20 protein-coding genes are annotated in these 24,696 nt (G+C 50.6%); 3 read left to right on the forward strand and 17 right to left on the reverse strand.

Annotated features, from left to right (window positions below):
* The first annotated feature begins 6 nt into the window (after positions 1-6).
* Entirely contained in the window at positions 7-471 is a 465-nt protein-coding gene (locus tag TJ79_RS25900) for a DUF2231 domain-containing protein (RefSeq protein WP_052339470.1), read from the forward strand.
* 74 nt (positions 472-545) lie between these two features.
* On the opposite strand, the gene lipB is transcribed toward TJ79_RS25900, so the two are convergent.
* Genes lipB through TJ79_RS10510 form a run of 3 tightly spaced genes read right to left on the reverse strand, consistent with a single transcriptional unit; the run spans position 546 to position 2,390 of the window.
* Positions 546-1,268 carry a lipoyl(octanoyl) transferase LipB gene (lipB, locus tag TJ79_RS10500; protein ID WP_052339471.1) on the reverse strand — a complete coding sequence of 241 codons (723 nt, stop codon included), beginning with the start codon at positions 1,266-1,268 and terminating at the stop codon, positions 546-548.
* Between the two features lies 1 nt (position 1,269).
* Positions 1,270-2,130: a lipoyl synthase gene (lipA, locus tag TJ79_RS10505; protein ID WP_040950258.1), complete on the reverse strand. Its 861-nt coding sequence runs from the start codon at positions 2,128-2,130 to the stop codon at positions 1,270-1,272.
* Positions 2,127-2,390, reverse strand: a complete 264-nt coding sequence (locus TJ79_RS10510; RefSeq protein ID WP_040950259.1) for a lipoyl domain-containing protein — start codon at positions 2,388-2,390, stop codon at positions 2,127-2,129. Before TJ79_RS10510 ends, lipA begins: the two co-directional genes overlap by 4 nt.
* 247 nt (positions 2,391-2,637) lie before the next feature.
* Between TJ79_RS10510 and TJ79_RS10515 the strand changes: the two genes are divergently transcribed.
* Complete coding sequence (locus TJ79_RS10515; RefSeq protein WP_040950260.1) at positions 2,638-4,026, forward strand: SpoVR family protein; 1,389 nt, start codon at positions 2,638-2,640, stop codon at positions 4,024-4,026.
* 125 nt (positions 4,027-4,151) lie between these two features.
* On the opposite strand, the gene TJ79_RS10520 is transcribed toward TJ79_RS10515, so the two are convergent.
* The 4 genes from TJ79_RS10520 to TJ79_RS10535 form a co-directional block, all read right to left on the reverse strand.
* Positions 4,152-6,206 (reverse strand): beta-galactosidase, encoded by a 2,055-nt coding sequence (locus TJ79_RS10520; protein ID WP_040950261.1) that lies wholly within the window; start codon positions 6,204-6,206, stop codon positions 4,152-4,154.
* A gap of 116 nt (positions 6,207-6,322) precedes the next feature.
* Entirely contained in the window at positions 6,323-7,912 is a 1,590-nt protein-coding gene (locus TJ79_RS10525) for an ABC transporter substrate-binding protein (protein ID WP_040950262.1), read from the reverse strand.
* A gap of 54 nt (positions 7,913-7,966) precedes the next feature.
* A complete protein-coding gene (locus TJ79_RS10530; protein ID WP_040950263.1) occupies positions 7,967-8,905 on the reverse strand; it encodes a carbohydrate ABC transporter permease in 939 nt (312 codons plus the stop codon).
* A 22-nt stretch (positions 8,906-8,927) separates the two neighbouring features.
* Positions 8,928-9,848, reverse strand: coding sequence for an ABC transporter permease (locus TJ79_RS10535; RefSeq protein ID WP_040950264.1), 921 nt, complete (start codon positions 9,846-9,848; stop codon positions 8,928-8,930).
* A gap of 755 nt (positions 9,849-10,603) precedes the next feature.
* Here TJ79_RS10535 and TJ79_RS10540 point away from each other — a divergent pair.
* Positions 10,604-12,085 carry a glycoside hydrolase family 5 protein gene (locus TJ79_RS10540; RefSeq protein WP_040950265.1) on the forward strand — a complete coding sequence of 494 codons (1,482 nt, stop codon included), beginning with the start codon at positions 10,604-10,606 and terminating at the stop codon, positions 12,083-12,085.
* Positions 12,086-12,159: 74 nt separating this feature from the next.
* Here the strand turns inward: TJ79_RS10540 and TJ79_RS10545 are convergent, their stop codons facing one another.
* From TJ79_RS10545 to TJ79_RS10590, 10 genes are all read right to left on the reverse strand, one after another.
* Complete coding sequence (locus tag TJ79_RS10545; RefSeq protein ID WP_040950266.1) at positions 12,160-13,728, reverse strand: response regulator; 1,569 nt, start codon at positions 13,726-13,728, stop codon at positions 12,160-12,162.
* 117 nt (positions 13,729-13,845) lie between these two features.
* Complete coding sequence (locus TJ79_RS10550; RefSeq protein WP_052339472.1) at positions 13,846-15,600, reverse strand: sensor histidine kinase; 1,755 nt, start codon at positions 15,598-15,600, stop codon at positions 13,846-13,848.
* A gap of 194 nt (positions 15,601-15,794) precedes the next feature.
* The gene (locus tag TJ79_RS10555; protein WP_040950267.1) at positions 15,795-18,134 is read right to left on the reverse strand and encodes a YcdB/YcdC domain-containing protein; all 2,340 of its coding nucleotides are present in this window, start codon (positions 18,132-18,134) and stop codon (positions 15,795-15,797) included.
* A 116-nt stretch (positions 18,135-18,250) separates the two neighbouring features.
* Positions 18,251-19,477 (reverse strand): globin-coupled sensor protein, encoded by a 1,227-nt coding sequence (locus TJ79_RS10560; protein ID WP_162162940.1) that lies wholly within the window; start codon positions 19,475-19,477, stop codon positions 18,251-18,253.
* Positions 19,478-19,763: 286 nt separating this feature from the next.
* Complete coding sequence (locus TJ79_RS10565; RefSeq protein WP_040950269.1) at positions 19,764-20,003, reverse strand: hypothetical protein; 240 nt, start codon at positions 20,001-20,003, stop codon at positions 19,764-19,766.
* A 72-nt stretch (positions 20,004-20,075) separates the two neighbouring features.
* Positions 20,076-20,957: a DUF4367 domain-containing protein gene (locus tag TJ79_RS10570; RefSeq protein WP_040950270.1), complete on the reverse strand. Its 882-nt coding sequence runs from the start codon at positions 20,955-20,957 to the stop codon at positions 20,076-20,078.
* Complete coding sequence (locus tag TJ79_RS10575; protein ID WP_052339473.1) at positions 20,954-21,523, reverse strand: RNA polymerase sigma factor; 570 nt, start codon at positions 21,521-21,523, stop codon at positions 20,954-20,956. Before TJ79_RS10575 ends, TJ79_RS10570 begins: the two co-directional genes overlap by 4 nt.
* A 135-nt stretch (positions 21,524-21,658) precedes the next feature.
* Positions 21,659-22,987: an MATE family efflux transporter gene (locus tag TJ79_RS10580; RefSeq protein ID WP_040950271.1), complete on the reverse strand. Its 1,329-nt coding sequence runs from the start codon at positions 22,985-22,987 to the stop codon at positions 21,659-21,661.
* 112 nt (positions 22,988-23,099) lie between these two features.
* Positions 23,100-23,612, reverse strand: a complete 513-nt coding sequence (locus tag TJ79_RS10585; RefSeq protein ID WP_052339474.1) for a GtrA family protein — start codon at positions 23,610-23,612, stop codon at positions 23,100-23,102.
* Complete coding sequence (locus TJ79_RS10590) at positions 23,609-24,679, reverse strand: glycosyltransferase family 2 protein (RefSeq protein ID WP_081756834.1); 1,071 nt, start codon at positions 24,677-24,679, stop codon at positions 23,609-23,611. Before TJ79_RS10590 ends, TJ79_RS10585 begins: the two co-directional genes overlap by 4 nt.
* Positions 24,680-24,696 lie beyond the last annotated feature (17 nt).

The raw sequence follows: 24,696 nt of genomic DNA on the forward strand, positions 1-24,696 counted from the left end.
AAAACGATGTTTTCTGAAATTACCAACCATATTCATCCCATTCTCGTCCACTTTCCAATTGCCCTAATTATTATCGGTCTTTGTTATGATCTCGTTCTTGCCGTGAAAAACCGCTCCCTATTACCAAAACAAGGAGCATGGTTGTGGGTGATCGCAGCCGCGGGGGCATGGCTCGCTGTATTGACAGGACCGGAGGAAGACGCACGGGGAAACACCACTTACCTTGACATCCACTCGACGCTTGCCGATTTTACAGCATGGGTGGTTACCGTGCTCGCTCTGTGGCGGCTTTGGCAAATCATCCGGGGTAACAAACCCTTCGTGAAAACTTTTTTGGTCGCTTATCTCGTCCTCTCGATCGCTTCCGGCGCGCTTGTTTTGGGTACCGGCTACTATGGGGGCAAGATGGTATATACGGATGGGGTCGGCGTGAAAGCAAATGGAACGATGGTAAATCCGCCAAAACCATGAGTATGGAGTGAGAAACAAACAAAAGCCGGAAGCGGCCGCTGTGCGGCTTCTTCCGGCTTTTTGGCATTCAGATTTCATGCATGAGCTTGATATGGGGGAGTTCCATATAGGAACTCTTGAGACTCCGTAATGCGAATTTGGAAAATATCCTCAAACTGAACCTTTAGCTGCTCTACAAGAGGCTCCATTGTCACCTGCGTTTCACCCGTTTCCCGTTGGACAGAAGTCACGGATTTGTCGTGCAGTCCGCAAGGAACGATTGTATCAAAATACGACAGGTCCGTATTCACGTTCAAGGCGATGCCGTGAGACATGATAAATCCTCTGGAGCCGATATACCGGTTTGCTTTCACGCCAATGGCGCATATTTTCCGCTCGCCAATCCAAACGCCGGGAAACCCGTCCGATCGGGTGCTTTCCAAGTCGTATAATACGGCCAATGACCGAATGACCGTTTCCTCCAGCATGCGAACGTACCCGGATATCTCATGGTTCCACTGGGCCAGATCAAAAATCGGATAAACCACCAATTGTCCCGGGCCGTGAAATGTCACGTCTCCTCCCCGATCGGTGTACACCAAATCGACTCCCCGCTTCTCCAGTTCCACCGGGTCGGCAAGAATATGCTGCTCCTCTGCCGAGCGTCCCATTGTAATGACCGGAGTATGCTCCAAGAATAACAGGTACGACTGTTTGCTTTCCCGCACCCGGTTCACATACTCCCTTTGAAGTTCAAGTGCTTGAGCGTAAGGAACGGTTCCCAACCACCGGCCTTCCACGGTCTGTTTTTCCGCCACCTTACCCACGCTCCCCGGTCATTTGCTCACCCGCGTGATAGGAAGATCGGACAAGGGGACCGGATTCCACATGCCTGAACCCCATTTGATAAGCATCCTTCTTTAGCTGTTCGAATTCTTCAGGCGTCCGGTAGAGGATCACCGGGTGATGGCTTGAAGAAGGCTGCAGGTATTGCCCAATGGTGACAATCTCCACATTCGACGACCGTAAATCGTACAAAGCTTCCCGCACTTCATCTAAGGACTCGCCCAACCCCAGCATGATGCCGGATTTGGTAGCGATGGCTGGATCGATTTCCTTCGAACGAGTGAGCAGCCGTAGAGAACGGTCGTACTTCGCTTTAGCCCGAACTTTATCCGACAGTCTTTTGACCGTCTCGATATTATGGTTCAACACATTCGGCTTCGCTTCCAAAACGACACGCAAAGCATCATCATTTCCCATGAAGTCAGGGATCAGCACCTCGAGGGAAACACCGGGAGTTCGTTCACGAATAGCCGTGATACATGCCGCGAAAATCGATGCTCCTCCGTCAAGAAGATCGTCACGGGCGACGGACGTAATCACCGCGTGCTTGAGTCCCATTGCCGCCACCGATTCCGCCACCCGTTCCGGCTCCTGCAAGTCCAGTTCATTAGGGCGGCCGCTGTCCACGGCGCAAAATCGGCACGCCCTGGTGCAGATGGAGCCCAGAATCATGAACGTCGCCGTCCGCTGCTGCCAGCATTCGAAAATATTGGGGCAGCGGGCTTCCTCACAAACCGTGTGCAGGCGTTTGGTTTCCATCAATGATTTTAGCTCGGATATGGCTTCGCTCTGGGTATAGGTTACTTTTAGCCATTCGGGCTTTTTATCGATCATCGCGCGCTAGCCCCTTCCTTCCCGTCAGCCGGCGATATCCGGCAAAGGCGATCCCCCGGGTTGACCGGTTGCCCTTCCGTTACATAGATTTCATCGATTATCCCGTTGAAATCCGCCGCCACTTCAATGCTTACTTTATCCAATTCCAGTTCACATAAAACTTCGTCCCGTACGACAACCTCATTCTGTTTTTTCAACCAATTGTTCAACTTTGCTTTTCCCATCGTTCTTCCCAATTCCGGCGCACAGATGATTGCCATTCTCGCTCCTCCGTTTCATGTTCATCTTGTCTATAGCCAACGTTACTATCTTAGCGAAAGCGACGCACTTGTTCAAATTTTCGCCATAGTTTTATGTACAAGAAATCCAATCCATGCAGGTGCGATTATGTCAATATCGCGCTATAGTCCTTGCAGTCGATCTAGATGCTTCGAATCTTCCCACCTCCTGTGAAGTGTTCAAGCCGCTTCCCCGCGAATATAGTAAGGCAAAGGGAGGGAAACGGATATGCAAGCGGAAGAATTCAAGCAGTTGGAGGCCGCCATCGAAGAGATCACCGGAATCGCCAAAGGATTTGGCCTCGATTTTTATCCGATGAGGTATGAGATTTGCCCGGCTGACATCATTTATACGTTCGGAGCTTACGGAATGCCGACGCGCTTTAGCCATTGGAGCTTCGGAAAGTCCTTCAACAGGATGAAAACCCAATACGACCTGGGACTCAGCAAAATTTACGAACTGGTCATCAACTCCGACCCCTGCTACGCCTTTCTCCTGGATGGCAACACTTTAATCCAAAACAAGCTGATCGTCGCCCACGTGCTGGCCCACTGCGATTTTTTCAAAAACAATGCCCGTTTCTCTGGGACCAACCGCAAAATGGTGGAAAGCATGTCGGCGACGGCTGAACGCATACGCCAGTACGAAATCGAATATGGCACCGCGGAGGTGGAAGGATTTCTAGACGCCTGCCTTGCCATTCAGGAGCACGTTGATCCGGCTGTGGTGAAGCCTGATCGTGCCGCGAAGGAAGAACGTGAGCGCGACCGCCGCCGGGATCCGTCCAAGTCGAAGGAATCGGACCGCCCTCTCACCGGATACGAGGATCTTTGGCAGCTGGACCCTGAAACGAAGGCTTACTTGCCAGCAGAAAACAAAGAACGGCAGTTCCCTGCTCGCCCGGAAAAAGACATCATGTGGTTCATCCAACAATATGCGCCTCATCTGAAAGACTGGCAGCGGGACATCCTCACGATGCTGCGGGATGAAATGCTTTATTTTTGGCCGCAGATGGAAACGAAAATCATGAACGAAGGCTGGGCTTCCTACTGGCACCAGCGGATTATCCGGGAGTTGGATCTGACGGAAGAGGAGACCATCGAGTTTTCCAAGCTCAATTCCAGCGTCGTCCAGCCGTCCCGGCACACGCTCAATCCTTACTATCTCGGGGTTAAAATCTTTGAGGACATCGAAAAACGGTGGGACCGGGACAAAATTTTCGAGGTGCGGGAGTTCGATTCCGATACGTCCTTTATCCGCAATTACTTGACCAAAGAGCTGACTGACGAGTTGGACCTGTACGTCTTCGAGAAAAAGGGCGCCGAGTGGAAAATTACCGATAAAGCCTGGGAAAACGTGCGGGATCAGCTGGTTTTTTCGCGGATCAACGGCGGGTTTCCCTATATCGTTGTGAAGGATGGGGATTTTCTCGGCAACGGGGAACTGTACATGCAGCATTCTTTTGAGGGGATCGAGCTGGATTTGAAATACGTCGAACGCACGATGCCCTACATCCACCGCCTGTGGGGAAAAAGCGTCCACCTGGAGAGCGTCGTCGAGGATAAAAAAGTTCTGTTCACCTACGACGGAAAGAAGACGAACCGCAAGTTTTTGTAGATGTGAGGATTCAGGAGTTTCAAGCCAAATAAAAACAACGCGCACCGACCGAGGATCGATGCGCGTTTTCATCTGTCTATTGATAGGGGTACGATCAATTTGCTGGTTTTTTCAGCGGGGTGATATTAAGACCGCAGCACCCGCGACCCGTTCACAGGCAGCACCAAGCTGCCGCTCAACTGCTCCCCGGTCTCCGCGTCGGCGTACTCCCGATCCAACTCCACCTCGCAGGCCGTCCCGGAGAAATTCAGCAGGAACACGTACTCCCTATCCCCATCGGTCCTAAGCTGAGCCGTAACGCCGGCCGGCAGATCTGCATCCAGCACCCGGCGGATACCTGCTTCCTCCACTACCTTGCCATAGAACGCATCGTAAAAGGCATCCTCGCTCACCCGAGCGGCGAGATAATACGCCTTGCCCTTGCCCACGGCATTCACCGTCAGCACTGGCTCCCCGGCGTAAAAGTCCGAGCCATATACGCCCAGCGCCTGGGCGCCTTCCAGATGAATGCGTTCGCACAGCTCGCGAATCTCAAATTCGCCAGCGATCCCCAACCCGTTGCCTTCGGCCATCACCAGGGAATTGCAGTCATGATCCGGCAGTCCTTCGATCTCTTCAGCCCAAATGCCTACCGTTTTCCGCAACGGTCCCGGAAATCCGCCCAAATGGCACAGATCGTTTTCATCGACGATGCCCGACCAATAGGTGACCACCAGCGTTCCGCCCCGCTCCACAAAAGCATGCAGCTTCTCTCCCGTCTCCTGCCGCAATAAATAAACCATCGGTGCAACGATGAGCTTGTACCCGTCAAATGCATCTTCCGCCCCGATGACATCCACTGGCACACCCATTTCCCAAAACGCGCGATAATGCTGCATCACGGTATTTTCGTAGCCGATGCCCATGTTCCGCGGCCCTTGGGCGTCACGCACCGCCCAGCGGTTGTCCCAATCAAACAAGATCGCCGTTTCCGCGGGCACCGTTGTTCCTAACACGTCATCCAGCTTGCCGAGGGTCTCCCCTAACGTCGCTACATCCTGAAACACCCGGGTATGCTCATGCCCGACATGGTCTACGACCGCGCCGTGGAACTTTTCGCTGGAACCGCGGCTTTTCCGCCATTGAAAATATTGCACCGTATCCGAACCGTGAGCAACGGCGTGCAAAGACGAGAGCCGGTGCATGCCCGGACGCTTCAGTTTGCTCACCGGCTGCCAGTTGGTCAGGCTCGGCGTGCTCTCCATGAGCATGAACGGCTTTTTCTTCAAGGAACGGAACAGATCATGGTTGAAGGAAAACCAGACCGCCTCCCGGCCATCGGACGTCTCATTGTGCCATTTAGGATACGCATCCCACGATACGACGTCTACTTCTTCCGCCAGCTTGCGATAATCCAATCCTTCAAATAAATCCATCATATTGGTGGTGCAGGGCAGCTCAGGATTGGCATTCTTCAGCGGAGCGATCTCTACCCGGTAAAAATCGATGGTTTGATCCGTGACGAACCGCCGCCAATCCAGATTATGCGCGTGGACCATCATTTCACCGTGAGGCGCGGGAGATTCGATCTGCGACCAGTCCGTGTACGTATGGCTCCAGAAGGCCGTCCACCAAGCGCGGTTCAGCGCATCCAAAGTTCCGTACTTTGCCTTCAACCAGCCGCGGAAAGCTTCCTGGCAAAGCTCGCAATTGCAGTCGCCGCCAAGCTCGTTGGAGATATGCCAGCCTACCACCGCAGGATGCTGCGCATACCGCTCAGCCAATCTGCGGTTCATCTCCGCCGTCTTCTTCCGGTAAACGGGAGAAGTATAGCAATGATTGTGCCGCCCGCCTTGCAAATTGCGCACCCGGTTTGCCCCTACCCGCAGAACCTCAGGGTAATGCTGTGACATCCATGCCGGACGCGCCCCGCTGGGAGTAGCCAGCCAAGCGTAGATACCATTTTCGGCAAAACGGTCCAACACCTCGTCCAACCATTCAAAGGTATACTCCCCTTCAGACGGCTCCAGAGATACCCAGGAAAAGATCCCGACGGACATTACGTTGCAGTTCGCCAGCTTCATCAGTCGGATGTCTTCCTCCAGCACCTTGGGATCATGCAGCCACTGATCGGGATTGTAATCGGCGCCGTGCATGAAGACAGGCAACTTTTTGCTGATCGGCGGAAATTTTTGACTCATGGCATTCCACTCACTTTCTGTAATCACTTGTATTCGCTTTCATCATGATGCCACATTCTAGAAACGAAAAAAAGGAGGGGACGCCGTTGAAGCCGCCCGCCTCCTTTTTCAACCATTTACTTCTGGGCCGCCAGGAAGGCGTCCACTTGGCTTTGCATTTCCGTTTGCACCTTGTCGATGCCGGCGGACTTCAACTGCTTCAGCAGTTCTGCTTGGCCTTTTACAGGATCAACCAGACCGTATTCCAGCGGAATCGCGTAACGGAGCATCACGTTGCCGATGTTGGCGACTTCGTTTTTCACTTTGCTGTCATCGAATACGAAGGTTTCCAGATTAAAGTTATAGACTTTGCTCTTCCAGCCGTCGGAAATGGCTTGCGCTTCATCCGGGAAGGAGGTGTCACGGCGGTTCAGTTGAGAGTTCCAACCCCAGTTGGAGAAGCCGGTATAATTGGCAGCGCTAGGTCCTGCTGCGGTTTTATCGTCGCCTTCAGGTTGATAGTGTTTTCCGGCGATTCCGTACATGGTGAGATCGTGGATTTGCTTATCGTTTTGCAGCAGATCGATGAGCATCAGAGAGCGCTCCACATTTTTGGAAGTCGCGTGAATGGCCAAACCGTTCTGTGTAGAGATAGAACCGATTTTCTTGCTGTTTGGCGTCAAGTCGGCGATTTGAACATTGTATTCCGGCTTGTCGCGTTTCATTTCGGCCATATTGTTACCCAGGGTGCCGATGTTTTGAGCATAAGAGGTGACTTTGCCAGCTTTTACGTCCTGCCATACGTCGTTCTTGTTGCTAACGATGTTTTTCGACCAAGCTCCGTTATCGGCCAAGTCTTTGTAGTAGGCGAGAAGCTTCGTAAATTCCGGCGTATCGTAAACGTTGAACAGCTTGCCGGTGTTGTCGTCCAGTTTGTAAGCAAGCGGTGCGTTATAGTCGACCAGGTTCCAGTCGTTTGCTTGCTCCAGCGTGATTTGATCCAATTCGTGCCATTTCCAACCGTCCGCCGGCTTCGCTCCGAAAGGCTGGATGCCCTTTTCATTGGCGGCGATCCCTTTCAAATAAGCGGCGTAGGTATCCATGCTGTTCACCTGCGGCAGGTTGTACTTCTGTCTCAGGTCTTCGCGGATCAGCACGACCTTGTCGGTGACTTCCGTGCTGTTTTGGGGAACCATGTACAATTTGCCTTGAACCTTGGCTTGATTCCAGGAAGCAGCGGGCATTGCGGCCCATGTTTGCGGTGCATATTTGGACAGCATGTCGTCCGTCAGCTCAAGAAAGCCGCCTTTCAGCGCTTGATCGTTATAGAACGCCCAGTTGGCAGTGTACACGATGTCAAAATTTTCATCGGCAGCGAATTTCAACGGGTACTTTTGCTGCCAATCCGACCAATCGAGGAACTCGACATCAACGGTTGCGTTGATTTTTTCCTTCGTCAGTTTATTCAGCTCTGCGAACACTTCGTCGTAATCAACCGGCTTGCCGCCTACAAGAAGCATCTTCAGCTTGACTTCTTTAGATGTATCCAGTCCTGGATCAGCAGGCTTTGCTGAAGCGGTTGCTGCCGCTGACGCCGATGGCGCCACCGATGGCTTGGTCGTGGATTCCGACGATTTGTCCTTGCTGCCGCCGCATGCGGACAACAGTGCCGAGAAGGCAAGAACAAGTGCAAGCACCAGCATGAGACTTCTTTTTCTTTGCTTCATGATCGAAGTTCCCCCTAAGTTAAGGTAATGTATGATAACCGGGTATCCCCGTGGTCATCCTTTTACAGCGCCGATCGTTAAGCCCTGCACGAAAAAACGTTGAACAAACGGATAGGCCAGCAAAATCGGACCTGTTGCCACCAATGTCATGGCCATTTTCAAGCTTTCTGTCGGCAGGTTGTTGCTGGTGATCACCGCACCGGATTGCATGATCGCTTTGCGCATGCCATCCATATTGCCAAGGAGTCGATAGAGATAATATTGCAGCGGCATAAGCTTTGAATCCGAAATAAACAGAAGCGCATTGTACCAATCGTTCCAGTACCCCAGGGCGATAAACAAGCCGATGGTGGCAAGGGCCGGCTTCGCCAAAGGAAGAATCAGCTTGCGATAGATGAGGAAGTCGCCAGCTCCATCGATTTTCGCTGATTCCGTAATCGCTTCCGGGATGCTGCTCATAAAGCTCTTCATCACAATGATGTAGAAGACATTCATCAAGAGCGGCAAAATCAGCACCAGCAGCGTATCCTTCAATTGCAGGTAATTCACCATCAGCAAGTACCAGGGAACAAGCCCTCCGCTGAACAGCGTTGTGAAGAAAAAGTAGAAAGAGAACACGTTACGCCATTTAAAGTCTTTTCGCGCCAACACATAGGCGGTCATCGAGGTAAGGAATAGACCGACCAACGTACCGATGGCCGTTACCGATATCGTCACCGTATAGGCATTGATCATATCCTTCGGGTACTTGAACAAAACGTGGTATGCATTTGTGGAAAAATCCGTCGGAAAGAGCTGAAAGCCTTTTTCCACGATGGCGGTTTCGGCGGTTAGAGATGAACTGACCACCAGCAGAAACGGAAGGATGCAGAAGACGGCCAAAAGGACAAGAACAGTATAGCCGATGATTTGCAGCAGCAGGCGGTCCCCCATCATTTTCCCGGGCTTCCCGCTGGAAGTTTTGGTGCTTGTTTGTGTAAGCGATGCGCTCATGTTGGTTACCTCCCTCCCGTAATTAGAACAGCGCCCGGTCTTTATCGTATTTCCGAACCGCGTAGTTAGCCAACAATATGGTGACAAAGCCGAGGATGGATTGATAGAAGCCTGCGGCTGCGGACATGCCGATTTCATTAGATGAGATCAAGAGCCGGAATACGAAGGTGTCGATCACGTCTGTCGAGGAGAACAACAGCCCGTTGTTGCCGACCATGTTGTAGAACATCCCGAAGTCGCCTCTGAAAATATTGCCAATCGCCAACAACACCAAAATGATGACCGTCGGATACAGATTGGGGATCGTGATTTTGCGAATGCGCTGAAAGATGTTCGCACCGTCGATCTCGGCGGCCTCGTACATTTCGGTATCGATGCTGGTAATCGCCGCCAGATACATCACCGTGCCATAGCCAAGGGATTTCCAAGCGGCTACCGCCACAAGGATGAACGGCCAGTACGAAGAGTTATTGTAAATATCGATCGGATCCAGCCCCAAGGATTTCAAGACGGAGTTAATCGTGCCCACATCGAAGTTGAACAAATTGTAAGCGATGGCTCCGACAACGACCCAGGAAATAAAATAGGGCAGGAACAGCATCGTCTGGGCGATTTTTCGGAACCATTTCCCCGCCACTTCAAAAAGCATAATCGCCGCAAAGATCTGCAGCACATTGTTCACTACGATAAAAGCAATGTTATAGAGCGCCGTGTTCCGCGTTACCCGCCAAGCGTCTCCCGATTGGAAGAAAAACTTGAAATTGGACAAGCCGTTCCATGGGCTTCCAAAGATGCCTCCCCGATGGTTGTATTGCTTGAAGGCGAGTACAATCCCGGTCATGGGCACGTAGGCGAACAGCAGAAAAAACAAAACGGCCGGTGCCAGCATGAGCAGTAGGATTTTATATTTACGTACGTCGATCCAGAATCTCCTTAATTTCATGGTTACTCTCCCCCAAAGATGTGCGGATGATCTCCTGTCATAGATTTATTATAGCGGCAAGCCCAGTTTCGACATCATTCAGCCAAGCAACAAAAACTTATACCGATTCCACGATCCGTTGAAATGCATACCTGTTTTAGGCAAATACCAGCAAGCGAAAAGGTTTAACACCTTGGATCAGCAGCTATGCGGCCCGAGAAAGCCCCCCGTAAGGCTTCTATCATCTACTTTTGAAATCTAGTTACATAGGTACTCATATTTATCTAATTTTGTATGAATTATACAGCTGATTGTTCATGTATTCGCTGTTGCTAAATATTGGTATTGTTTATTTCGGGAATTGAAGATTTTATGATTGATAAACAGCGTGAGGGAGGTGACAAAATATTTAATTGAAAGCGCAACCAGAACTGTCGTACTTAACAAATCCGTTCTGCAAGTTCCAGTGCAAAAATTCATCCACGGCTATAGCCAATTACTGCTCCGCGATGGAGTTACCCTGCTTCAGATGATCCCCTTTTAGGCAATGCCTTCCTCACTTCTTTTTATAAGTTCTTAGTTTTAATAATTCCGCCCTGTTTTTTGCATTTATTAAATGCACTCGTAGTTACGCAGATTTTATTCAACGATGTAAATAATCTTAAATAGCAAACGCTTACATTTGCTTTATTTACATTTACTTCTGTTTTTTGATTGTACGGGTCAATGCATCGGCTTTGGCTCGTGACCAAACCATGACAAAGGGGAGATGAATTATGAAACCATCTATCGTCACATTCGCCAAGCTGTCCGTCATGATCATGCTTTTCAGTTTATTGACGCTGCTTCTTCAAGCCGCCGGCCCTGCAACCCCTGCCTCGGCAGCCGCCTGCGCAAACCCTGTCACTTACTTTGGTGAGATGAAAGCTAGCGGAAACCGGATCAACGGCTCCAAAACGAATCAACCTATGATGGTAAAAGGGGCAAGCTTCTTCTGGAGCAATTGGTCGGGTCCCTATTGGAATGCCACTACGGTGAATCGGATGGTCGATGAATTTCAAGTGGAAATCGTGAGAGCGGCATACGGCGTGGACGATTCCGGCAATCCATACAACACAGCGGATGAATCCAAAGTCCGCGACGTGGTCGATGCAGCGATTGCAAAGGGCATCTATGTCATCATCGACTGGCACTCGAGTGGCGCGCACAACAATGTGAACACCGCCAAGGATTTCTTCAGCAGAATGGCTAAGCAATACGGAAGCTACGACAACGTTATCTTTGAGATTTATAACGAACCCACTCAAATCTCTTGGGATACAGTCAAAAGCTATGCCGAACAAGTCATTCCTTCCATTCGCCAATATTCCGACAACCTGATCGTCGTCGGTACGCCGACCTGGTCCCAGGATGTGGACAAGGCCGCTGACAATCCGATTACCGCCTACAGCAATATCGCGTATACCCTGCACTTTTATGCTGGTTCTCATTTTCAGTCGCTTCGAGACAAAGCCAACTATGCGTTGAAAAAGGGGATTCCGCTGTTCGTGACCGAAATGGGCTTCGAAAATGCGGACGGCAACGGCAACATCAATTACGACTCCACGAATCAGTGGATTGACTGGATGAACCAGAACTATCTTTCGTTCACCAACTGGGCAATCAATGACAAGGCGGAAAGCGCAAGCATTTTCAATACGGATGGAAGTCTCACGGCGGCAGGCAACTATTTGAAAAGCATTCTTGCCGGCAGTGCCCCGTACGCGGAGTGGAGACAGTCGTCGGCTTGCAGCAACAGTAGCGCAGCCACTATATACGACTTCGAAGGCAATACGCAGGGCTGGACCGGTTCAAATGTATACGCCGGTCCATGGAGCGTAACCGAGTGGTCGTCCAAAGGCAGCTATTCTCTTAAGTCGGATATCATCATGTCCAGCAACTCCAAGCATTATCTGCTCCTCACACAAGACCGTAGCCTTAGTGGCAAAACAACGTTAACCGCCACCGTCAAACATGCTTCCTGGGGCTCTGTAGGCGACGGTCTCTACGCCAGGGTTTATGTTAAGACCGGATCAGCCTGGACCTGGAATGCGGGAACTTCCGTCAAACTTAATTCATCTGGAGGTACGACGCTATCCATCAATCTTTCTTCCATCTCCGATCTTGGCAACGTCAGAGAGATCGGCGTGGAATTCCTCTCCTCGGCGAACAGCAGCGGGCAGACAGCCGTTTACGTTGACAACGTGACCCTTAATTAGCTCGTCACGAAGTAAAACGGGTAAAAAAATAATAGGGCCGCGGATCAAATATCCGCGGCCTCATTATTCCGGTTTCAAATCTTGTACCGTTTCCTATATTCTCCCGGGGTCATGCCCATGGATTGCTTGAACTGCCGGTTGAAATAGATGATATTCTTATACCCGGCGAGGTCTGCAATCTCATAGATCTTCTTGGCCGGATCGGTCAGCAGTCGGCAGATCCGCTCCATTTTCCGCGCGTTAAGATAATCACTGAAGTGCTCCCCCGTCTCTTCTTTGAACAAGAAACCAAGATAATTGGGGGTAAACTCAAAATGCGCCGCCACTTCTTTCAGTGTAATCTTCTGATCGAGTTTATCTTCAACGAACGCCATGATGTTTTCAATCAGCTTCCGCTTCATCTTGCGCCGTTTCGTATACAAGAGCTCCGATAGTTCAAAAAATCGCTTGCGCAGCCAACTGAGCACATCGTGGACCGTTTCAAACCGGAACAGCATGTCCGGTTGGTGCGACTCCCATTTCAGCAGCTCGTATAGATTCTCCTTCATCTGCAGCAAATCCCCGTGAAGCTTGGAGATAATGCGGATGATGAGATTATAGACGTCGTTCTGAGAGAGGCCCTTGCTTGCACCGAAAAGCTCCATTAAACGATCATCGATAGCGACCAGATCGTACTCCAAAATCGCCTTTAGCAGGCCGTCTACTTTGTCATCCACGTCGGACGGTGCACTTCCTGTTGGCGAGAATGTGGATGCGTCACAGATCAGCCGGTTTTTGCCGAGCAGCCATTTCGCGCTTAAGGCAGCCTGAGCCTGCCGGAAACTTTCATGCAACTGCTCCAAATCGTAAGCCGCCCTCCCTGTTCCGATGGTCATGGTCCAAGGAAGCGTCTTGCGGATTTTTTCCAGCAGCTGCTCGATCATCCCTTCCACCCACTCCGTAGGAACGGTGGCGAGAAGCAAAAAACGAGCGGGAGGGCTTTCGACAAATTGACCGAAACCCGTTTCCTCCATAAATGCCCCGATCACGTCGGCAACCTGTTTCGCCATGTTCTTGCGTTCCAACGGGGAGTACTCTTCGATCCGCCACTCGAAATCGTCCAGCTCAGCCAAGGCGATGGTGCATCCATCCGTTAACTTCGGCTCCAAATATTGACGGACATGAGCCTCGACCGGCCCGGGCGTACTATCCTTGAACCAACGGAGCAAAAGCTCCTCGTGTACGAGGGACAGCGCTTCCGAAAAGCTGCGTTCGCTCTCTCGCTCGTTTTCCACTTTACGCACAAGAGCGGAAAGCATTTGCGACAATTCCGTATCGTCCACAGGCTTCAACAAGTAATTGAACGCCCTTAAAGATATGGCTTCCTTGGCGTATTGAAAGTCCTCGTGGCCGCTGATGAACACAATGTTGACGTCTGGGTTGATCTCCCTGGCTTTACGTGCAAAATCGATGCCGGACATAATGGGCATGCGAATGTCTGACAAAATGATATCGATACGTTCTTGTTCGATGATCTTCAGCGCGGCAAATCCGCTATTGGCCGTACCGACCACCCGCAGGTTCTCCTTGCTTCCCACCACCCGGCGCCGCAGCCATTCCAAATCTATCGCTTCATCATCCACCAGCAATATGGAAACGCTCATACTCGTTAGTTCCCCTCCCGGCCGGTAAGTAGAGCTGCTGATGACAGACTCCCTCTGATTAAGAATAACCCATATCCCGTTTGCGGCAATATGGCGGCGGACAATGAAAATATAAACTTATTCAACGATTTTTAATGCCGTCTCTTCATCTCGCACTTCTTGCGGCAGAGAAAAAGGAAGCCGAATGCGCACGGCTGTGCCCGCCCCGTAGATACTTGCGATTTCAATGCCGAACTCAGGCCCATAGCGAAGCTTGATCCGCTCATCGACGTTTTTCAATCCATACCCTCCCGCTTGGCTCGGGCCGGACAAAAGCCCCTTCATCGTTTCCGGCCGCATACCGATCCCGTTGTCGATGATCATAAGCTCGATGGCCTCTCCAACACGCCGGCCGTTAATCGTGATGGCGATCGTGTCGCCGAACCAAGCATGCTTGAAGATGTTTTCCACGAAGGGCTGGAGAATCAGCTTGATCACTTCCACCTGCAAAATCTCGGGCTCTACGGAAACCGAGACCGTAAATCCGTCCGCGTACTTGACCCGTTGAATGTCCAGGTACGTGCCGACTTGCTCCAGCTCTTTTTCAAGAGAAATATACACCTTGCCCTGATTGAGAGACAGCCGGTAGAAGCGGGAAAGCCCTTTGACCATATCCGTCACTTTTTCGGTCTCGCCCAAATTCGCCAGGCTGCCGATGGTCGATAGTGTATTGTACAAGAAATGCGGATTTACCTGAGCCTGGAGTGCCTCCAGCTCCGCCTGTTTTTTTTGCAATCCTTCGATATAAACACTCTTGATCAAGTCCTGGATATTCTCCGCCATGGCGTTAAAGGCATCTGCGATACGCACGAACTCGTCGTTACCCGTAAATCGAATGCGCCGCTGCAGGTTGCCCTCCTCAAAAGAGCGCACCAGCATGACGATCCGCGCCATCTTCCGCCCCGACAGGCGGGCCACAATATAGCCGATAAATGCCATAACCGCGAAGCTTATGGAGCAGACGGCGATGATGACCATCTGCAGCCGGTTGGCATCTTTTTTCAAATAGGAGTAAGGGACAAAGGTATCGATAGCGAAAACCGTGCCGGGAATGTCCTCATGCAGCTTCAGATACGCATCTTGATGATGGTCCGGAAGCATTTGCCCCCGCTGATAGAGACTCGCCCCTGTTGTCTTGTTCTGCAACTGAAGAACCACACCCTGCTCGATGGGAAACGCGTTGAAATTACCCAGCAGATCGTCCAACCTGATCATGATGCGGATATAGCCGATCGTGGTCTTGTAATCGCTGTAGGAAACCAGCTTGCGGACGTGGGAGATGTTGTCCAGCTCCTTGTCTGTTTCAATCTGCACCCAGGAATTGTCCAGCTTCATCTTTTGAAACGTCTCGTACCAGCTGCTGTTTTCGATATTTTCATAGGGAAGGATGTAGTAGTCGCTCCGCTGGATGGGTTGGCTTAAATCGTCTCCTGGCACATAGGTCAAGTTGGTGTTCATTGCGTACAAAATCATGCGGACATGGTTGCCAAACAACTTGAGCGGAGCTTGGATCTGGGGTACGATTTCATCCAGCATGGCTAAATAAATGTCGAGCCGCTCACCATTGGTTTGAATCGCCCGCTGGAAGGGGACGCTGCCGAACAAGGTGTCGGACATCCGCTGAATTTCGTCGATCTGGTACTGGATCGTATTGCGGGTCTGCTCCATCCCCGTCTGGATGCTGGTCTGCGCCAGCTCCGTTCGGGACTGAATAAGCATCGTATACGAGATATAACCGACGAGAATGTCCGTAAGCAGAACGAGAATGAGATACGGCACCATCATTTTATAGGAAAAAGGCATGTACATCCGGGAGCGTTTCCTTCTCTTCATCGTACCTAACCACCTTGCTAGATTTTCCTCAGCTTGACCACTAATTAAGCGGTTACAATATCCCTCAATGTACCATGCAAAATGGGAACCTGCCAAGTATGGAATGATTCCGTCCCAAGGAAAACGGCACGAAAAACCCCGGCAGTTGACTGCCGGGGCGAATTTTATCAAACCATTATGCTAAGGAACATGAATTACATTCTGCCGTAATAATTCAGCGGGACATCCTGCAGCGCCAGCCGGGCCTGCAAATATTTGTAGAAGGACATAGCCGCCATTCCTCGAGTTACTTCGTCCTTGGCATGGAAGCTGCCGTCTGATGCGGTCATGATTCCGAGTGACAGAACGATAGCCACTTGGCCTTTCTTCGTGATTTGGGCGGCGTCCTTCACGTTCAGGTTAAACAGACCGTCCTTCTGGGATAGTTTGTTATAGCCAAGAGCGCGAACGATCAATTCGGCCAAATCCTCGCGGGTCAGCTTGGCGTCGGCATTGAATGTGCCGCCGGTTTTTTCGATGATGCCGTTGTCCACCGCGTACTCCACGTAGCCGAACAAGGCGCTGGAGCCCGTTACATCAGAGAAGGAATTGGCGTGTTTCGACGCGTCGTAATACGGAGTATAGCCGCCGCCGTTCATCGCCATGACTAGCATTTTGATCATTTCGCCTTTGGTGATCGCTTTATCCGGATATACCTTTCCATCGGTCACGTCGAGCGCTTTGTAATCCAACATGAGCTGCAGCGGAATCGCCGCCCAGTGGCCTTGAATATCCGTTGCAGTGACTTTACCCGGAGTGAAGACTTCGCCGGTATCGGACTTACGCCATTGTCCGGTTGCAGCGTCCAAAACTCCACCTTCATCGTTATATCCCCTAACGGGCGTGTAAACAAGCTTTGCCGTTTGATCTTCCGTAGTTGTTTTGCCTGCTGCGATCATAATCGCCATCTTTTCATCGTAGGCGGATACGGATGAATAGGTCGAATATTGCAGTTCAAGAGCCGTGTCTTTCATCAGCAGTTCGAAAGCTTTGTCAACGCCGATGGTTTTCGGCAAAGAGGTCGGCAGCTCAAAGCTGCTGAAACTGCTCCAATAGCTGGATATTTCTCCTGTAAACACATCCATCGACACGGTGGCATTATCCCAATCGACGATTACCCCATTCACTACCCGGCGTACATCGAAGTTAACATAATGGTCATTAGAAGTAAACTTACGGGTATCGAAGCTTTTTTCGCTTTGCATCGATACGATCAGTTCATTTGTCATATGAGGTACGACTTTTTTCAAGAACTCGACCGCTTTGTCCTGCAGCTGATCCTTCTTTAGCGGAGAGTTCGTTAGTTTGCTATCCGTTACCGAACCATTCAAATAATGATTGATGTTAGTGACGACTCCCGTGCTGGCATTGACGGTGGCATTATAGAAAACGGTATTCGGATCGCCATCCTTGCCGACTCGCCAGTTCAGGTTCCACTGGGGAACCGTTTCATCCGGAATGTTGCCCGAATATTCACTGTAACTGCGATCCGTCTGCACAGCATCTGCCGGAATAGCATAAATGGCTTTCACCTTGTCAACCGCTTGTTCGGCAGTTAAATTTTGTCCCTGAGCAGGCTTCGGCGCCAGTGGCTTTTCCGTGATCGTCTTCAAATCTGTGGGAACCGGCAAATAGTACTGAGTCAATAAATCGCCAGTGTTTGCATCGATCGGAGCGAGATTGAGATTATACGAGAGCACGGCTTCAGGTTTTCCGCCGCGGGGAGTGACCAACGCATAGCGCAAATAAGGCTTGTTTTTCTCGAAATATGTAGCCAGCGCCTTATCCTGTTTGAGTTCCGGTGTGGCAGAGGCAAATTTTTGATCCTTGAACCAGTTGAGATTATAGCCGACCAGTTTCCCGTTTCCATCGATATTGAAGTAAATCGAGTTATCGGGATAAGAGACGCCGTTTTCAACTCGGTCGTAGCGAATGCTGTAGCGCACGTCGCCTTGCAGCGGAATTCGGAAATTTTTCTCGTCCGTATCGTTGTACACGACGCTCTTCACGTATTGAGGATCCATCTTCTCCAGCAACTTTTGGGCAATTTGCTTAGCCGCGGCATAATCCGTTTTCGGCGGATATTCCAGTTTCTTGGCGGGATCGTTGTCATATAAATCGAAGTTCAGCAATTCACCGGTGTTCCCTTCGACGGTTACATAAGCGGATCCGTAATAATTGCCGTCTTTTTCAAGGGAGAAATTAAAGCTCCATGTCGGGTATTTCCGATACGAATCATAGTAAAGATTAGATGAATTCAGCTTGAAATCTTGCGGAATATCAACTTGCTGCTTCGCCCGCTTAAGTGCTTCGTCTTTCGACAGCTTGGCAGTGGCGGCGTCGCTCGATACGGCATCCGTTGTTGAGGCAACCCCATCTACCGCTACAGGTACCGCTTTAGCCGTGACCGATGTATCGGCGAAGGCTGATCCAGCGCCGGACAACAGGAAAGCCGTGGACAAGCCGGCGATCAGTATTTTCTTTCTTACGGCCATCATGATTCTCCCCTTCGAGAAATGGTATACCAAACCATGGTGAAGTCTGGCAATACAATTGACGGGGTCTTCCTGAAAAAGGTTGCGGAGTTGCAGCTTTGTCGTCCAATATTTTTTTATAGATCAAGAGTGGTCAGATTCAGGCCTTCCGCTTTTTCCGAAACCCGGGTGGTTGCAACGCCAATCTCCTCAATCCCGTAGATGAGCGATGACAATTCCTCTTCCACCCGCTCCGTTTCCTTCATGCTTTTTTGCATGGATCTGAGAATATCTTGGAAAATGGCACGGATTTTATCAAATTCGTCCCGCCCGGTTCCAACGACGTTTCTTACCTCGCTGATGGAATGAACTACTTGTCCGGTCACTTTTTTGGATTCCGCAATCAGCTCGTTAATCTGATCCACCGTTTGCCGGGTATCGCTGGAAAGTTTCTGCACCTCCGACGCCACAACCGAAAAACCGCGCCCGTGCTCACCGGCCCGCGCTGCTTCAATCGATGCGTTTAGCGCCAGCAGTTTCGTCTGATCGGCGATGTCCTGCACCTTTTTAATGATCGAGCCGATCCGTTCCGACGATTTATCCAACCGCTGAACCGCATCCTCCATCACCGATGCGCTGGCTGTGATCGAAGCCATGCTCACATCCATTTCGCTGATTTGCTTGCTTCCTGCTCCCGCCAAAGCTTCCGCTTCTCGTGAGACTTCAAGCCCGCTTAAAAACGTATCATTCACTTTGGTGCTGGTCATAACCAACTCTTGAACGGAGGCGGAGGTTTGCTCGGTCAAAGCCGCCAGCTCTTGACTGACATGGGCCAGTCTGTCTTTCAGTTCGTTTTTCACAACTTCATATTGGTTGTTCTTCTCTTTAATATTTTCTTTCTCATAGGCATCCAGAACAAGCTGCTGCTCCAGGCTGAATAGCTTTCCCAGAGTCCGGATGATCTCGGAACGGTTAGCGGCAAGCTCGGGATATCCCATAATAATGTCTGTAAATGTATGGATTAGGCTTTGAAAAGCCCCCATATACCACTTCGAATCCAAACCGATCCGTTGGTGCACCTTGGCGATACGCAGCCGTGCTTCTATAAAGGCATCGTCGATCTGTCCGCTGAACAGCTCCGTTAAGTGCCTGTGCAAGGTCTGTCTCAGCCTTTCCACTGTACTGTGGGAGTTGATGATCTGCTCCAATTTTCCAACCTTAAGCACGCTTTGGTAAAAGGAATCTGTCACTTCGTCCATGTGTTCGGCAAGCAAGGGCTGAAGCGCTTTAGCCATTTTCAAATCTTCTTCCGTAAGATTAATCATGGCTAACTGGTCCATCAAATCAGGTTCCGTAATTTCCATTTTCACATTCATCTTCTGTACGTTTTCGAGAAACGCGTGACCAGAGGGTGCAGATGGAGGGCTGGAATTTTTTTTACCGCGCTTAAAACCGGAAAACTCTTGAAAGGAAAATTTACTCATGGTGGATTGGATCATCTCCTAAATAGGGCTGAATACTAAGGCGTTAAGCTATCATGGCTCGCAAAACGATCTATTGTCAATACAACTATGTCGATTTCTGCCGGATTTACTCAAAAAAAACAGAAAAAAATACCTCTGCTTAGGCAGAGGATATCTACGTGCAATTCTATTGGCATTCCGTATAAAAATTCATCAATGCAAACCGCATCGCAACGGAGCGGGCCTTCTCACGCTGAAGCTCTTCTCCATCGTTCAAGAATGAGCTATCGCCTGCCAATTCCTTAAGAGCATTCTCCGAGGTTTGCATCGCCCGGTCGGTGTCCTTGAGCAGGTAAAAAGCGATGCTGAAAATCAATTGCTCATGTTTCCGCAACACGTCCGTTTTGCCGGAAAGAACTGCCTGCAAGTCACATCCCACCTTTGTCGGCACTACGGGCTCCTATGGACAAGAATCATTTCATTTAATCGCCAATTCTTCTTAAGGCTGTTTCACAGAGCCGGCAATTCTCATCATCTCGTCATCCGGCAGCATGCTCGTGATTACGAGGGTTATTCCGTCCACAAACCAGATGATCGATGACATTCCAACCTTGCTGGAAAAAAAATAGCCGGAATTACCGTTAACCTTGATCTCCTTTACATCGTCCGCTTGAAACGTGGATCCGGTGGCATTATTGGGATCTTGCGTCGCTTTATCGAAGTTATAGGAGAGAGTCTCTCCCGTAGCATCGTCATGATACGCCAAATGAGCACTAACCGCCTCATTCATGAAGCCCTTGATGAGAGTGATCGACTCCAGCTTGAAATTGTCAGGAATGAAATCGGGAACCTCCAGCTCCGGAAGCAGCTTCGCCGCCTCTTCCACGGTGTTCACGGTGACCACACCGTTTTCCGATTGTTCGCTAGAAAGAGTCTCACTTTTTTTGCCGGGTATCGAAGGCGGTGAAGAAGCTGGGGGAATGCCTTCCGCGCCATGGCCAGAATCGACAAAAGTATCGTAGTCCGGCGGAGGTGCCGTCTTCGCTCCCGTGCGGTCGGGATTGCGCACACCCGTAAACACATGAACGATGCCGTTTCCGTATTGGATCCAATGGGATACATGAACCAAGGCGGTGCCGCGAGTCGGAATGACTGTAATCGATGCCATAAGCGAAATCATCAGCACGACGGCTGCAGAACGATATAAACGGTGCCGCAGGCGGGTCCCGCCCCGTTTTCGTTGCAGCTTCCGGCTAACATCGGCCCAAGCTGCATCCCCTTCCGGGATTTGAATTTGCTCGTGAACTTGCTTGAATGAGGAGGAATACGCCGACTCCCAAAATGTGCTGCTAGAATCGTCTCGCCGAATCACCCTGTTCACCCCCATTTCTCCTGGAAATGGCTCGCCAGCTTTTTCCTTGCTCTTGCCAGCCTCTGAGTTAGCACTTGTTCGGTGATGCCGAGCTCAGCAGAAATTTCGGCGTAGGTCAGCTCCATAATATAGTGGAGAAACAGAACGACTCGATAATCCAGCTTCAAATCACTCACTGCGTTGAGCAAGGTCTCATCGCGGATCATCTTCTCCACGACTTCCTCTACCGACATCGCTGGCAGTTCCGGATATTCAACTTGTTCATCAAGCATAACGGAATCGACGCTCATCATATGACGATATTTTTTATTTTTTCGCAGCATATCGTAGGAGGCATTCCGCGCGAGCTTTCGGATCCATGCCGTCATATTGGAGTCTTCACGGGTTTGCGGACCGTTTTGTACAGCCTTAAAAAAGGCCTCCTGAATCACGTCCTCGGTCAGTGCGTGATCGGCCAGTAAATAGTAAATATCTCGATATACACATTGCCGAAAGGCAATAAAAAGCTGCCGCTGCGTTTCGCCGTCAAGCTTGTTTATATCTCCACGCAGCAGAGCAAATACCTCTTCGGACACCAAAACCCCACCCCATGACAACTGTCTGTTATTACCAGTTAATCATAGCCCCGTAGGGGACGGCAAGGAAGATTTTTACATTGCATGTGAATTTATTCTCATTGCTAGATTTAAGTCGGGAAACAGTCATTCCGCCTACTTCACCGCAAGCTTTCCCCATTCCGTTCGGTAGAACCGGATCAACACCACGATGCCGTACAAAGTGATAAAAGTGTACAGACCGATCCAGGAACCGATACTGTCCATGTGCAAAACAAAGGTCAGCAAATAAGCGAGGGGGATGAACACAATCCAACTGAGGCCGAAGGATGCTTTGACCAGAAACCCGGTATCGCCTAAGCCGCGCAAGCACCCGCCGTAAAAGTTGAACAGCCCGTCAAAAAGCTGAAGGAATGCGGAGATGCGCAGCAAATCTGCGGCAAGCTTATACACTTCAGGCTGATCGATATAGATTCGCGCGATTTGTTCGGGAAAAATAAACTCCACGATCCCGAGAGCCAGCAGGAAAAAGGTTCCCAGTATGGCGGTATCGGTTCCGTAGCGGCGGGCTTTTTCCGGGTTGTTCCGGCCTACCTCCTGCCCGACGAGAATCGTCGCTGTCGCTCCGAAGGCGAAGGCGGGCATGAAGCCCAAACTCATAACGCTGAGCGCCACTTCGTTGGCGGCCAGTGCGGTGTCGCTGATCCGGGCGACGAACATGGTGAAAATAAACATCGCTAGGCTCATAGCGAACTCCTGAATACCCAGTTTGCCGCTTTCCACCGCGATTAATCGGGCTTCCGCCGGATTCACAGGCACAAGGATGCGGGTCGTAAAGGTTTTGTGCCTCTTGACGAAATACATGTAGGCACAGCCGAAGAAGCTGAACGCTTCCCCGATGAGAACTCCCCAAGCGGCGCCGGGTAGCCCAAGCTCCGGAAACCCGAGATTGCCATAGGTAAGCGTATAGGTAAAAAAGATCATCAGCAAGTTGCCGATCAGAGAAAAATACATCGGCGTTTTCGTATCTCCCGTTCCCCGCAGAAAGCCTTGCATAACAAATGTAGTAGCACCAAAGGCGAGGGCAAAAAAGCGAATGCGCAAGTAAGGCACTCCCGCATCAATAACGGCTGAGGAATCACTGATTATACCCATAAGCAGTTTAGGGGCAAAAAGGCCAAGGGAAATGGTGACAAGTGCGACAAGGACACAAATGTACAGAGCCAGCGTCGTCCGCTCCACGGCCTTCTTCATGTCCTTAGCGCCATAACCTTGCGCCACCAAATAGTTGATGGTGTGTCCTAGCCCGGAGCATAAAGCCCAGGCGTTATACATGATAATATTGACGGCTCCGACCGCCCCAATGGCAATGGTGCCCATCTTTCCTACCATGATAAGGTTGATCGTACCCGTCAAGGTGGAGGTGGCGAAGGCCAGGAGAGAAGGCAGCGCCAGCGCGAGAATCATTTTCCAGTTTTTCGTCATCGTTGTCCGCCTTTTCTTGAGGTCATCCTCGAATAAATAAGCCCTTCCGCTGCCAATTTACCGATTGGCAATCAGAAGGGCTAAGTAAACATCATATGCATCTGAAACAGCTTCAATCACCCTGGGGAATGCCCGCCTCTCCGGTACTCTTCGTTTGGCGGAACACCCACAGCTTGCTGCCGGCAAAATTGACCAGCATCGTAAATACCGTTACTACCGCTTTGGCAGCGAGAGACGACAGTCCCATCCGGCTTGTGAATAGACCTAGGAGCAAAACGGACAAGCCAAGGTTTGCCGCGTTTAAAATGGCGAAGCGCAGAGCTTGCAGCCAGCTGCTGCGGCTCGGTCTTGCGAAACCGCTCCGCGGCGCGCTCGTCTGGTAGTTGGATATGGGAGCAGGAATCTCTTGCTCTCCGGTCTTTTTATGCCGGAACGTCCAGTATTTGTTCAGCAGAAAGCTGTTTAGCGTACCTGCCGCATAAGAGCAGGTTTGAGCAAGCTTATCAGGTACATGGAAGCTTATCAGCAAGGTGAAAATAGCGAAATCCACGGCTGTATTGACAAGTCCGACCAGATTGAAGCGGATAAACTGTCCGTATCTCTCCAGTCCTTTTCGCAGGCTCATACAGGGGTTCTCCGGCTTTCGCCGCTAACGACCGGCTGCTTCTCTTCATCCGGATGTTCGTCTACTCGAATCCACAGCCCTTCATAGCCTTTCAACCGCTGCGGCTGCTCCAAGCTATCTTGCTGAACGCCTGGCTGGAATCCTTTCGCTTCGCGAACGATATAAAGCGGGCGGTCCTTCGTCTCATCGTAGATCCGGCCGATATACTCACCGATCACACCCAGCAGCATTAACATAATCCCGTTGAAAAATAGATTAATGGCGACAGTGGATGCCCACCCTGCCTGAGTCTGATGCATCAACTTCTGAATCACGACGACCACGAGATAGACAAAGCTCACCGCTGACAAGCCCATCCCGATATACGTAGCCAATTTAAGCGGCTTATAAGAGAAGGAAGTAATGCCGTCCAAAGCAAATCGCAGCATTTTTTTCAAAGGATACTTGGTTTCGCCGGCAAAGCGCTCTTCCCGCACATACTCCACCGAAGTCTGGCGAAAGCCGACCCAACTGACTAGCCCCCGCACATAGCGGTTCTTTTCCTTTAGGTTCTTCAAAACATCGCAAACTTTCCGGTCAATAAGCCGGAAGTCCCCAGCATCTACAGGGATATCGACGTTGGTCATACTCCTGAGCAGCCGGTAGAACATTTTGGCCGTCGTTTTTTTAAACAGCGTCTCACCCTTGCGCTTCAGCCGTCTACCGTATACGACGTCGTAGCCTTCTTTCCACTTCGCGATCATCTGCAAAATGACCTGGGGAGGATCCTGCAAGTCGGCATCGATGACCACGATGGCATCTCCCTGAGCGTAATCCATTCCGGCGCTGATGGCGACCTGATGGCCGAAATTGCGGGAAAAATCGACAAGCCGGACATGTTCATCCGTTTTGCACAATTCCCGTACGATGCCTGCGGTGCCGTCCCGGCTCCCGTCATTGACAAAAACCAGTTCGTAATTTTCCGGCTGCTCGTCCATCACGAGCCGCAGCCTTTTATAGGTTTCGGCAATTACGGCTTCTTCGTTGAACATCGGAATGACAATGGAATAACGGATGCGTTCAAGCATCGGAAGAACCTCCTTAA

The sequence above is a fragment of the Gorillibacterium massiliense genome, from assembly GCF_000455485.1.
Taxonomy (GTDB): Bacteria; Bacillota; Bacilli; order Paenibacillales; family NBRC-103111; genus Gorillibacterium; species Gorillibacterium massiliense.